The following is a 13,593-nucleotide window of genomic DNA, read 5'->3' as shown; positions in this document are numbered from 1 at the left end:
TGGTTCGCTCGGTGTTGGCAGTGGCAGATTGGGGGTTGCGTCGCCATATTTGGGACACTCCTCGTAGGAGGGGGCGATCGCGCTAACGCCCAAATCGTGCCTGACAATACGCTAGGTGCTGAAAGTTCTGTCGTTACACCCAATGTCAATATACGGGGTATTCCTAGCGATCGCATTGATGGTGGCGCAATTCGAGGCGCTAATCTGTTCCACAGTTTTGAACAATTGAGTGTTTTAGAAGGAAGAGGCGCTTATTTCACCAATCCAGCAGGAATTGAAAACATTCTCTCGCGCGTAACCGGGGCGAACCGTTCGGATATTTTGGGACGGTTGGGGGTTTTAGGCACTGCTAATTTGTTTTTGATTAATCCAAAAGGCATTGTGTTCGGGCCATCTGCCAGTTTAGACGTGCAGGGTTCATTTTTGGCAACCACAGCGAATGCCGTCAAGTTAGGGGATACCGGACTATTTAGCGCTTCACAACCGAGTTCGAGTAATTTACTCAGCGTCAGTCCCTCAGCTTTGTGGTTCAATGCCGTTGCTGCTCAACCCATTGTCAATCGATCGCAAGCACCAAGTTTAATTAATCAACCTAACTCAGGAGGTCTTCCCCTAGGGCTACAGGTGCAACCGGGTCGAACTTTAGCGCTAGTTGGTGGGAATGTATTCCTAGAGTCCGGGAGACTGACAGCAGCCGGAGGACGCATTGAACTCGGCAGTGTGGCCCGAGTGGGAGAAGTAAGTTTGAGTCAGAGTGGGAACAACTTTGTCCTAGGGTATGACTCGATTAATAATTTTGGCAATATCTCATTATCAAACGGGGCGTTTGTGAATGCCAGCGGGGAAGGAGGCGGTGATATTCAGATTCGCGGTGGGCGGTTGGAGATGACACAAAGGTCGAATATTTTGGCTAACACCTTGGGGACCGAAAATGGCAAACAGGTACTGGTACGCGCAACAGAGGTTGAGCTGAGTGAGGGTTCATACCTGACGGCTAATGTGACTGACAGAGGAACGGGAACTGGAGGAGACATAAGAATTGACACGGGGCGCTTGCTGGTGCGTGATGGGGCACGGGTATCAGCCGATACTAGCGGTTCAGGCAAGAGCGGCAACTTGCAGATTACGGCAACGGATTCAGTTGAGGTGATTGGTAACTCAGCCAGGGGTCAGTTTATCGGTGGCTTGTTTACTGGGGGTAATGGGGGTGGGGATTTGAGGATTGACACGGGGCGTTTGCTAGTGCGCGGTGGGGCGCTGGTATCAACCGGTACTTTCGGTTCAGGCAACGGTGGCAACTTGCAGATTACGGCAACAGATTCGGTTGAGGTGACTGGGATCTCAGCCGATGGTAACTTCACCAGTGGCTTGTCTACTTCTGGGACTGGGGGTGTAGGGAATTTGAGCATTAACACGCGGCGCTTGCTGGTGAGCGATGGGGCACGGGTATCAACCTCTTCTTACGGTTCAGGCAAGAGCGGCAGCTTGCAGATTAACGCTTCTGATTCAGTCGAGGTGATTGGAGAATTAACAGCCAATCGTTCCTATAACAGTGGCTTGGTTGCTCAGAGTAGTAATGTAGGGAGTGGGGGGGGGGATGCAGGGGATTTGAGCATTAACACACGGCGCTTGCTGGTGCGCGATGGGGCAGAGGTATCGGTCGCTACTTACGGTTCGGCCAAGGGCGGCAGCTTGCAGATTAAGGCAACAGATTCGGTTGAGGTGATTGGTAGCTCAGCCACTGGTCGGTTTGTCAGTGTCTTGTCGGCTCAGAGTAGGGGTAATGAGGGTGGGGATGCAGGGAATTTGAGGATTGACACGGGTCGCTTGCTGGTGCGCGATGGGGCACGGGTATCAGCCGATACTAGCGGTTCAGGCAACGGTGGCAGCTTGCAGATTATGGCAACAGATTCGGTTGAGGTGATTGGTAGCTCAGCCGAGGGTCGGTTTATAAGTGGCTTGTTTACTGAGAGTCAAAGGAGTGGGGATGCAGGGAGTTTGAGGATTGACGCGGGGCGCTTGCTAGTGCGCGATGGGGCACGGGTATCAGCCACTACTTTCGGTTCAGGCAACGGTGGCAGCTTGCAGATTATGGCAACAGATTCGGTTGAGGTGATTGGTAGCTCAGCCGATGGTCGGTTTATAAGTGGATTGTTTACTGAGAGTCAAAGGAGTGGGGATGCAGGGAGTTTGAGGATTGACGCGGGGCGCTTGCTGGTAAGTGATGGGGCGGTGGTATCAGCCACTACTTTCGGTTCGGGCAAGGGTGGCAGCTTGGAGATTAAGGCAACAGATTCGGTTGAGGTGATTGGTACCTCAGCCAGTGGTCAGTTTGGCAGTGGCTTGTTTACTTCTAGTCAAGGGAGTGGGGATGCAGGGAATTTGAGGATTGACACGGGGCGCTTGCTGGTGCGCGATGGGGCACAAGTACAATCCGGTACTGTCAGTGAGGGCAACGGTGGCAGCTTGCAGATTGCGGCAACAGATTCGGTTGAGGTGAGTGGGACCTCAGCCGATGGTCGGTTTGGCAGTGGCTTGTCGGCTCAGAGTCAAGGGAGTGGGGATGCAGGGAATTTGAGCATTAACACGGGGCGCTTGCAGGTGAGCGATGGGGCAGCGGTATCAACCGCTACTAGAGGTTCAGGCAAGGGCGGCAGCTTGCAGATTACGGCAAGGGATTCGGTTGAGGTGATTGGGATCTCAGCCGATGGTCGGCTTGTCAGTGGCTTGTTGGCTCAGAGTTATGGGAGTAGGGATGCAGGGAATTTGAGCATTAACACGGGGCGTTTGCAGGTGAGCGATGGGGCGGTGGTATCAAGCGCTACTACAGGTCAAGGCAAGGGCGGCAGCTTGCAGATTACGGCAAGGGATTCGGTTGAGGTGATTGGTAGATCAGCCAATGGTCAGTTTCGCAGTGGCTTGTCTGCTGAGAGTCAAGGGAGTGGGGATGCAGGGAATTTGAGCATTAACACGGGGCGCTTGCAGGTGCGCGATGCGGCGGTGGTATCCAGCAGCAGTACGCGAGAAGGAACAGCAGGCAATATCAACATTACAGCCCGCGATACCCTACAAGCTAACAATGGCACGATCTCAACCACCTCCGCTCGATCTTCCGGGGGAAGTATCGACATCAAAGCTTCTAATATTCGCCTATCGGGCAACAGTGACATCACCAGCACGGTTAACTCAGGTGCAGGAGGCGGTGGCAACATTGACATAAAAGCTGACTCCATCCTCGCTTTCGACGACAGCGATATCCTCGCTTTTGCCCGTGAAGGCAGAGGTGGGAATATCACCCTCGACACTCCTGTCTTCTTCGGCGAAAGCTACCGTCCAGCACCTCGCGATATTAACCCTGGTACACTCTCACGCAATAATCGAGTCGATATTAACGCTACTGGTAATCTTGCTTCGGGAACGATCGCCCTACCCGATACCACCTTCATCCAAAACAGTCTCAACGAGTTGCCAGAAAATCGGATAGACACCGACAGCCTTCTGGCCTCTAGCTGCATTGTCCGTCGCGATCGACCAACGAGGGGAAGTTTTACCGTCACGGGTACTGGTGGCTTACCGCAACGCCCTGGAGATGTCCAAATGTCCGACTTTCCCACAGTAGATGTGGAAACTTTACCCAGTGACGCCACATCCTCAAATCGTTCTTGGCAAAAAGGCGACCCAATTGTAGAACCCCAAGGCGTGTATCGACTGCCGAATGGGAAACTTGTTATGAGTCGAGAATGTTATTAATTCACTAACAAAAATATGTACCCAATCTTCAGGTGGGTTGCCATTTCAGGTTCAAGCATCGCGACATCAACTTGCATTACCCTCAGTGCGATCGCCCAATCCGCACCGCCACCAGGTGTCACCATTCCCCCTAACGCACCTGACGCGATCGAACAAACGATTCCCAATCCCTCTTTTACACCCCGTCCTCTCCCCGATGAAACGCCTTCACCACCACCCGAACCCGAACTGCAAATTACCCCAACTCAAGAGTCACCTGAAGTTACTTCCCCGTCGGGCGATCGCTTTTTTATCCAAAAAGTAGAAGTGCTGGGAAACACCGTCTTACAGGACGAAATTGCCAAATTAATTCAGCTTTACGAGAACCGTTCGGTCACGTTTGAAGAGTTACTCGAACTGCGATCGGCGATTATTCAACTCTATATTAAAAACCGCTACATCACCTCTGGAGCCTTCCTGCCCAACAATCAAGACCTCAGCAGCGGTACAGTCAAAATTCAAGTCGTAGAAGGCGAACTCCAACAGATTGAAATCGGTGGGTTAAATCGATTGCGAGAAGGATACGTGCGATCGCGCCTAGAACTTGCCACCTCTACCCCCTTAAACCAACAACGTTTAGAAGAAGCCTTGCAACTGTTGCAACTCGATCCGCTGATCGAGAGGGTAAATGCCGAGTTAACCGCAGGCAGCACTCCGGGCCGCAATATCTTGCGAATCAATCTCAAAGAAGCGCCTGCCTTTCACAGTGCGATCGCGCTGGAAAACAACCAATCTCCCAGCATTGGTTCAGTCCAAGGCAGCATACAAGTCAGTCATGATAATCTGTTGGGATTTGGCGATCGCGCTTCAGTCCAATACGGTCGTACTGAAGGACTCGACCTCTACGACCTCAACTATACTATCCCCGTGAATGCTCGTAACGGTGCCCTTAACTTCCGCTATAACAATGGCGATAGCCGAATTATTGAACGAGAGTTCCGGGATATCGGTATTAGAAGCGAGACTCAAACCTATTCCCTCAATTTCCGCCAGCCAATTACCAGAACACCAACCAGTGAATTTGCATTAAGCTTAGGTTTAGATCGCCGTCGCAGCCAAACGTATATCCTCGACGATCGGCCCTTTTCCTTCACAGAAGGTCCTGAAAAAGGCGAATCTAAAGTTACTGTAATTCGGTTTTCTCAAGATTGGGTCGATCGCGGCAGAACACGAGTTTTAGCCGCCCGCTCTCAATTCAGTCTAGGGATAGATGCCTTTGATGCAACTGTCAACAATACGGGCACTGACGGGCGATTCTTTTCTTGGTTGGGACAATTTCAGTGGGTGCAGCAGTTATCATCCAGAAATGTGCTAGTAGCGCGAATTGATGCTCAGCTAACTCCTAATTCTTTGCTACCTTTAGAACGGTTCAGTATTGGTGGAGTCGATACAGTTCGCGGCTACCGACAAAACCAACTCGTTGCCGACAATGGCATCCTGGGTTCAGTTGAAGTTCGCATTCCCCTCGCGTCAGACCCCAGCACACTCCAGTTAGCGCCTTCTTTTGAAATCGGAACGGTCTGGAACGATCGAGATATTAACCCTGACCCAGCTACAATTGCCAGTTTAGGACTGGGTTTGCGATGGCAGGTTGCCCCCGATTTATCGTTGCGCCTAGACTACGGCATCCCCTTAATTTCAGTTGGCGATCGGGGAAACTCGCTGCAAGATAAGGGTATCTACTTTTCAGTACGCTATCAGCCGTTTTGAAGTAGGCTGTAGTAGTTTGCTAACCTAATTGCATATTTGTGCGATCGAGTTTGCACACTTGTGCAATATATTTTCTAGCTGATTTCTATATCATATAAAATGAAACCAATTTCATCACTTAAATCGACGATTTGTCTGACTTATACTAAATCCGCGTTTTCTACCACATTTATAATTAACCACAGAGAGCGCACAGAGTACAGAGAGAGGGAGAGAGTATAAAGGGGATACTCAACCCTGATTTGGTATCATTAACTGAAGCAAAAAACTTAAATAAACCTAAAAAAACGCGCTTTTTCGTAGTTATTTTGATAATAAAAACATACTTGCCCCAATCAACTCAAGCTAAATGCTTACTGGCTAAGGAATTACCAATTACCAATTACCAATTACCAATTACGGTTTCAACAATGAGCCAAGATTTACCAGAGCCAAGCACACTCAAAATACTTGTAGTGGATGACCACGAACTAATCTTAAGCGGAACGATCGACTTGCTGAAACGGCAGTACCCACAAGCCGAAATCCTTACCGCTAAAACAACCCAGAATGCTCTGCAACAGGTCGAAGCATTTGAGCCTGACCTCGTTATTATGGATCTTTCCCTACCAGAAACCTTCGGGCACACTGCCGAAATCAATCGAGGCATAAAAAGCCTAGGAACTTTAATGAAAAACTATCCCACCCTAAATTTGGTCGTGCAAAGCAGTTATGTTAAGGCACTGGTGCGGCTTAAACCAGATATCGACGCTCATGAAGGAGGGTTTACCGTAGCTGACAAAGGACTTTCCAGCCAGGAGATGTTGAAGCGGATTGACTTGGCACTCAAAGGAGTTACCCATACCAAAGATTTGAAAATGCCACCAGGGGAAGTCAAGCCAGAGTGGCTTGAGGTACTCAATCTCGCTTTTGAAGAAGAATTGGAAGATAAAGCGATCGCCGATCGCATGAACCTATCCCTCAGAACAGTACGCCACTACTGGACAAAAGTCCAAGATGTTTTAGGCGTTTACCCGGAAGATGGCAAAAGTCTCCGCATTCAAACGGAAAAACGAGCTAGAGAAGAGGGGTTTATTGATTGACCGGTTTTGTTAAGGAAGAAACAGTTGTTACCCACTATTTGGAGCAAAATTAGAAAAGAATTTACCATCTGGTCTGTAGGAACATTGCCAGGAATTGTTGCTATAGTGCTGATTGTACTCGTTCGTTTGAGTGGAGCGCTGCAATTGATAGAATGGGTAACTTTCGACTCGTTTCTCCGGCTGCGATCGTCCGAACCGATCGAGGAACGAATTGTCATTGTGGGAATTGATGAAGCCGATATCCGACGGATCGGGACTTACCCCATACCCGATCGCGAAATTGCCAAACTGTTGAGAACTTTGCAGAAGTACCAGCCCAGAGTTATCGGTCTTGATATGGTTAGAGATCTACCCGTTGAACCCGGTCATTCCGAACTGGTTGCAACTTTTAAAGATATCAAAAATCTGAAATTAGTGGAAAAAGTTATACCCATTTCTATTAAGCCGCCCCCCGACTTACCCCCAGAAAAAATCGGTTTTATAGATTACCTTTCCGATGATGACGGCAAGGTCAGGCGTGCAATACTGGGAATAAATCGACCTGAAAACGATAAAAAATACGCCTTTTCCCTGCCTTTGCGACTGGCAGAAACCTATCTCAAAGCTGAAGGCATTAAACTCAGCAATGGCATTCGCGATCGCCTTGCGATGCGGTTTGGTTCGACTGAACTTCCTCGCTTTTTCCCCAATTCTGGCGGCTACGCGGGCGCTGATGATTTTGGTGTTCAGCTACTCCTCAATTATCGCAACGGTCAGGAACGATTTCGCACGCTATCGCTTCAAGATATTAACGATATTGAAGCCGCCAAAGGTAATTCCGATGTGCTGCGCGATACCTTGGGCGATCGCATTGTTCTAATTGGGATAACGGCTCCTAGTATTAAAGACTTTGTCAATACTTCTGCAATCTCTAATTTACAACCGCCTGGGAAAATTTATGGCGTAGAATTTCATGCCCATGTTGTCAGCCAAATCGTCAGTGCAGTTCTCGATGGACGACCCGTTTTAAAAACCTGGTTGCAGGGTTGGGAATATCTTTGGATTGTCAGTTGGGGCATTTTAGCTATTTATCTCGGTCGGCTGACTCAATCTGCATTAAAAAACCTCATGTATGTTGCCGCTGCGAGTCTTGGGCTAGTTGGAATTAGTTATGCCTTCATCGTCGCGGGATGGTGGGTTCCCGTAGCACCAGCTTTATTAATTTTAATCATTAATGGTGCCATCTTGAGTAATTTCTATCAATATGACCGATTTCTGAGGTTTCAGATTGAAATTCGCCAACATACCATTGAACGGACATTTGTTCTAATTCATAATGGTCCTCTGCAAACACTAGCCAATATTTTGAGGCACGTTCAAGACCAAGATTTAGAACCAAATCGATTGCTCGAAGAATTGAAAAATCTGAACTGGGAAATCAGAGAAGTTGGCGACTACCTGAAACTAGAAGCCCTAGATCGAAAGGAAAGTCTCCGTCTAGGCAGTGGTCTAATCCTAGACTTAAAGATACCGATTCGCGACCTACTCTATGAAGTCTACAGCCATACACTCCAGCGAAACTTTCCTTCTTTTAAAACGCTCAAAGTTAAAGCTTATTCGTTCGAGCCAATTGAAGAGCAATACTTAAGTTTGGAACAAAAGCGAGAACTCTGCCAATTTCTGGAAGAATCGCTGTGCAATGTCGGAAAACACGCTAAAAAATTGACCCGTCTCAGTGCTACTGGCAAGCAAAACAAAGGCTGGTACACCCTAAGTATTAAAGATAATGGATCTAGCATTTGCTCTTCCTCTGAAGGTCGAGGAACAAAGCAGTGTCTAAATCTCGCAAAAAAATTAAAAGGAAAATTTAAGCGAACCTGTCTCGGAGAGAAAGGAACTTTGTGTGAGTTAACTTGGCAGATTACGGGTAGAAGCTGGGATTTCGCTAGTATAAAACGTCATCTCAAAACCAAGATTTTGAAAGGGAGGAGTTAGACATCTCATTAAAAGAGTGAAATTGGATTAATTGAAGACATACATATGTTGAGCTAATATTATGTCCGGTCGATTGACCGCAATTAGAGCAGTAGGTAGGGCTTGCTGAATAACGAGAAAAAAGTGACGCTAATTGGGTTTGTGAGCGCTACTTGGGTGGTAAGCGTGCCAGAAAAACTGCTAAAATCGCTCAAAACCCGTGCATCACCACCTGCGAGCGTGTACCGAAAAGTTGAACCAGCCCCAAGCCGAGCCACCGACTTTTTCCTACCCTTTGGAGGAAAATTGGCAGAAGATAACCGTTGGGTCATCCTCGCCCAACTAATCCCTTGGACAGAATTTGAATCAGAATATGCTCAAAACTTCGTGACAGAAGTCGGTCCACCTGCTAAATCGTTTCGGTTGGCATTGGGGGCATTAATTATTAAGGAAAAATTAGGAATTAGCTCCGCGTGAAACGGTCGAGCAAATTCGGGAGAACCCTTACCTAAAATACTTTATAGGTCAGTCATCCTATAGAAGTGAGATGCCATTTGACCCATCTTTATTAGTTCATTTCCGACAAAGAATCAGCGCCGAACTCGTCAATAAAGTCAACAGAGAAGTGGTGAGGAGATTGCGAGAAGCGACCCGCTGCGAGGGCGAAAAAAAAAATCCCGAAGCCGAAAGTGAGTCACCGAAAAATCGAGGTAAATTAATCCTAGATGCCACCTGTGCGCCCGCCGATATCAGTTATCCAACGGACTTCTCACTTTTAAATCAAGCAAGAGTTCACACAGAAAAAATTATAGATGTTCTGTACGAACCGCTAAAAGGGGAAAGCCTTAAAAAACCCAGAACCTTCCGCCGAATCGCACGACAAGACTACTTAGCGGTGGCCAAACAACGACGACCTTCTCGGAAAACCAGAAGGAAAGCCATTAAAAAACAACTTCAGTATCTCCGAAGAAATTTATCTCACATCTCACATCTGCTCGAGTTAGGAGCCTCCCTGAAGAACCTCAGTAAAAAACAATATAAAACACTGCTTGTGGTGTCCGAAGTTTATCGGCAACAGTTGTGGCTATTTAAAAATCACAAAAAAAGTATTGAAGACCGAGTTGTTAGTCTCAGCCAACCCCACATCCGTCCGATTGTCCGAGGGAAAGCCGGACAAGCCGTGGAGTTTGGAGCCAAACTCTCGGCAAGCTGCTTTGAAGGATATGCACTTTTAGACTTTATTAGTTGGAATAGTTTTAACGAATCGGGGGACTTGAAAGACCAAATAGAAGCCTATCGTGATTTCACAGGTTCTTATCCAGAATCGGTTCATGTTGATAAAATTTATCGGACAAGAGAGAACTTAACCTGGTGTAAAGACAGAGGTAATTAGAATTAGCGGTCCTCCATTAGGAAGACCTCCAAAGGAGGTCAGTGTTCAAAAAAAGAAGCAAGCTCTTGAAGATGAAAAAGTTCGCAATGGGATTGAGGGAAAGTTAGGGACTTGCGGAAGCGGAGATTTAGCCTCGGTCGAGTGATGACTAAACTTCCCAATACTTCTCAAACGGCTATTGTTATTACTTTTTTAGTCATGAATCTTTCCACCGCGCTCAGACGGTTTTTTTGTGCGTTTTTGTGTGCCTTGGCGAAAAACACACGAGTTTTGCGCTTATTAATTACCAAAAGCTATCGCTCGCCTCTTGAGAGTCAAAATACACTTATACTTTCGGAGGCTTGAAATAACTCATCAATCCCGATAGGGGTTTTTCATGACTTATTCAGCCAACCCTAGGTAGGGTTGAACGCAGTGAAACCCAACACTTATGGATGTAGGGTTTCACTCTCGTTCAACCCTACCTACGTATATTATAGTAATCGAGCGGACATGATATAAAACCCTAATAGGAGGACACTGTGAGCATTGAACAAGCCTTACTGGAGCAAATCCGATTTCTTACCCAGAGCAGCAACAGGAAGTCCTGGACTTTGCAGCCTTCCTCCGGCAGCGATCGCCTGGCGTCTCGAAAAAGAAGCGTATACCCGGATTGCATAAAGGAAATGCCTATTGGATGGCAGACGACTTTGATGTTCCGCTTCCAGATGAGCATTGACAAGAATAGTTTTTGCGATCGCCGACTTATTCAGAAAGTCCTACTTACCCATTGCAGAGTTGTGCAATGATAACTACCTTAAAGAGCAATGGGAAATACAAAGTTAAGCAATTAACTTGGCACAAACTACTCTTGTTCGATCTAATCTATTTATTTATTGTAGGACTAATACTAACACAGACTCACTAGAAAAACACAGGAGACAAACAAAAATGGCTGACAAACTGGTTGGTTACTTTGGCAACTGGCACAATACTGCAATGTCCGATAGAAGTTATGAGAAAACAAGCAATAAATCAAACAAGTCATGAATCTTGTGAGATTAGGTGACTTCGCTCCAAAGGTTGAACGACTTATAATCAATTAAGGCATCGGGAATTTGATGTTAACATAGTTGACAATCAGTTCGGACAAAAAACTAAATTAGCCGTTGAATAATTTAAAAAGCAAAAAGGGCTAAGTTATGATGTCAATCCAATGGTTCTTTAACAAACGCATCAACATCAAAATACTCACCTGTTGTGCCTTGAGTTTAACGCCGATCGTAACTACGGCAGTTCTAGCGGGTTATGCACCTGGCGATCAAAAGCCTGTCCCTCCAGAAAGAAGATCGGATGGAGGAACGACTAGAGGGTGTTCTGGAGGAGATATGCCGCTAACTGTTCTCGCCTCTGTGAATTACGTCGGACGAACGATTTCTCGATACCCTACGTTTGCTTGGTTTGTGCCTAATGATTCTGCCTCCAAGTCAATAAAATTCACGATTTACGAGTGGGTTCCAGGTGCTAAACCTAAACAAGTTCGTCAGATGTCCTTGCAGAGTTCACCGGGAATTATGAAATTATCCCCCTTCTCGAATAGCGAACAAGGATTGCAACAGGAGAAACAATATCTTTGGCAAGTTGTTATCAATTGCGACCCAGATAACCCCTCAGGCGATCTAGTAAGCGAGGCAAATATTGAGGTTGTAGCAATGCCTGCTGCCGTGCAAAGTAAACTCAACAAAGCAGTAAATAGCGTTGAGAAAGCTAATATCTATGCTGAGGCAGGTTTATGGTACAACGCGCTAGATGAAGCACTAAAACTGGCCCAAGCTTCAAAACTAGGAGAAGTTGGTTCAACTTTGTTGAAAGATTTGGCGAATTCGGAAGCACCAAAAACCACTTCACAAGTGTCGCTAAAAGAACGGGACGCTCGTGCGAAACAAATTGAAACCTTGAAGCAGATTGCAGATAGCGCACGCTGACATACTTGATAAATTAAACTTTTTAGCAACATTTTAGTTATGACCTATGAAGAAGCGATTGCGCTCGTTACGGCAACTATAGCTCCTCAATCTCTAAGCGAACTGCAAATCAATGTTCTTCGAGGAGCCTGGAACAAACAGTCTTATCATCAGATTTCGCTCGAACTCAATCATGAGTACAGTTACATAAAAGATGTGGGCGCACAATTGTGGCAAATGCTAACCCAGGAGTTAGAAATCGGGGTAACAAAAGTGAATTTGCAGGATGTCCTGAGGCAGTATGCACTGCAAAAACGAACGTGCGATCGGCCTGCATCTTTGCCACGCGATCGGGTCGATTGGGGAGAAGCAGTTGATGTTTCCCAGTTTTGCGGACGACAAGCACAATTAGCAATGCTAGAGCAATGGGTGATGCAAGATTGTTGCCGATTAATTGCGATCGTGGGCATAGGTGGTATCGGTAAAACAATGTTAGTAACTCAATTGGCACAGCAACTTGCTGATACTGAGCAGTTTGAAGTTGTGGTGTGGCGATCGCTGCGACAAGCTCCGTCCTTCGTCGATTTTCTCACTGAATTGACTTGTGCGATCGATCCGGATCGATCGCTGCCGCAGTCACTTGATGCCATGATGCGTCATTTACTACAACAGTTGCGCTCTCGCCGCTGTCTGCTCGTTCTAGATAACGTGGAAACGGTGTTTTCGAGTAAAAAATTAGTGGGTACTTATCGAAGAGGCTGCGAAAACTACGGATGGTTATTTCAGCAGTTGGGAGAAGGACAACATCAGAGTAGCATCTTACTAACAAGTCGCGAAATTCCCACAGAGGTTGCTGTTAACGAAGCACCCACCGCATCAATCCGATTGCTCAGGCTGGAACCAGTATCGATCTCCGAAGGAGAAACAATCCTAGCTTCAAAAGGACTAACAATTGCAGCCCAACAACCGCAAGTACGGGAATTAATTGAACGCTATCAAGGCAACCCACTAGCGTTAAAGATGGTAGCAGAACTGCTCAAAGACTTATTCGATAGCAATATTGCCGCTTTTTTAGCCCAAAAGACGCTGTTGTTTAAAGACATTCGCGATTTACTAGCGCACCAGTTCGATCGCCTTAGTTGGTCAGAGGAGCAAGTGATGTATTGGTTAGCGATCGATCGGGAAGCCGTTACCGCTCAACAGCTACAAGCGGCCCTACCTTTAGTGTCTGTGACAAAGTTGCGGGACGCATTGATATCGCTCGATCGGCGCTCGCTCATAGAAAAAATCAAGCCAACCTCAACTAATTCTGATGCGCTAAATTTGTCAGATGGCGTCAGCTATACTCAACAGCCTGTGGTGATGGAATATGTGATAGAACGATCGATCGAACAGATAACTCACGAAGTAGAGCAAGCGCAGAGCGAGTTCCCCAAAAGCCATACCCTGCTAAAAGTCCAGACTCTAACTGTGTGCGATCCGTGCAGATGCGTTCAGGGGGCGACAAGCGTCCCTGAAGATCGCGCTCCGAAGATAGCTGTGCTGCACGAATCCTCACAGTGTTGATAAAGTTTGAGATTTTTCGATATGAAATTTAACAGTTGAAAGGCGAACAGTCACGAGGGCGATCGTAGGAATAAACCAACTTTCCGAACAACTTCCAACCCTTCGCCCGAACAAGTTACGAAGTTATCTAATTGATTTATTGATAAACTTGTAAATT

7 protein-coding genes and 1 pseudogene are annotated in these 13,593 nt (G+C 46.8%); all 8 read left to right on the top strand.

Annotated elements, in window-relative coordinates:
* Positions 1-3,750 (top strand): two-partner secretion domain-containing protein (locus QUB63_RS18335; protein WP_332946696.1); only part of this gene is annotated, 3,750 nt, incomplete at its 5' end.
* A 15-nt stretch (positions 3,751-3,765) separates the two neighbouring features.
* The gene (locus QUB63_RS18330; RefSeq protein ID WP_332946695.1) at positions 3,766-5,499 is read left to right on the top strand and encodes a ShlB/FhaC/HecB family hemolysin secretion/activation protein; all 1,734 of its coding nucleotides are present in this window, start codon (positions 3,766-3,768) and stop codon (positions 5,497-5,499) included.
* 326 nt (positions 5,500-5,825) lie between these two features.
* Positions 5,826-6,581: a response regulator transcription factor gene (locus tag QUB63_RS18325; RefSeq protein ID WP_332946694.1), complete on the top strand. Its 756-nt coding sequence runs from the start codon at positions 5,826-5,828 to the stop codon at positions 6,579-6,581.
* Positions 6,582-6,605: 24 nt separating this feature from the next.
* The gene (locus tag QUB63_RS18320; RefSeq protein WP_332946693.1) at positions 6,606-8,555 is read left to right on the top strand and encodes a sensor histidine kinase; all 1,950 of its coding nucleotides are present in this window, start codon (positions 6,606-6,608) and stop codon (positions 8,553-8,555) included.
* Positions 8,556-8,774: 219 nt separating this feature from the next.
* Positions 8,775-10,272, top strand: a pseudogene (locus QUB63_RS18315) (IS5 family transposase).
* Between the two features lie 211 nt (positions 10,273-10,483).
* Positions 10,484-10,645 (top strand): DUF2281 domain-containing protein, encoded by a 162-nt coding sequence (locus QUB63_RS35105; protein ID WP_442921788.1) that lies wholly within the window; start codon positions 10,484-10,486, stop codon positions 10,643-10,645.
* Between the two features lie 463 nt (positions 10,646-11,108).
* Entirely contained in the window at positions 11,109-11,891 is a 783-nt protein-coding gene (locus tag QUB63_RS18310; RefSeq protein WP_332946692.1) for a DUF928 domain-containing protein, read from the top strand.
* A gap of 39 nt (positions 11,892-11,930) precedes the next feature.
* Positions 11,931-13,436: an NB-ARC domain-containing protein gene (locus QUB63_RS18305; RefSeq protein ID WP_332946691.1), complete on the top strand. Its 1,506-nt coding sequence runs from the start codon at positions 11,931-11,933 to the stop codon at positions 13,434-13,436.
* Positions 13,437-13,593: the final 157 nt, after the last annotated feature.

The sequence above is a fragment of the Microcoleus sp. ARI1-B5 genome (assembly GCF_036705795.1).
Classification (GTDB): domain Bacteria; phylum Cyanobacteriota; class Cyanobacteriia; order Cyanobacteriales; family Microcoleaceae; genus Microcoleus.
Note: the sequence above shows the minus strand (reverse complement) of the source record. Positions and strands in the feature narration are given on the sequence as shown.

What these genes read in the sequence shown, in the direction of transcription:
- QUB63_RS18330 (WP_332946695.1), top strand. Translation starts at nt 3,766, where the DNA reads ATGTACCCAATCTTCAGGTGGGTTGCCATTTCAGGTTCAAGCATCGCG.
- QUB63_RS18310 (WP_332946692.1), top strand. Translation starts at nt 11,109, where the DNA reads ATGATGTCAATCCAATGGTTCTTTAACAAACGCATCAACATCAAAATA.
- QUB63_RS18305 (WP_332946691.1), top strand. Translation starts at nt 11,931, where the DNA reads ATGACCTATGAAGAAGCGATTGCGCTCGTTACGGCAACTATAGCTCCT.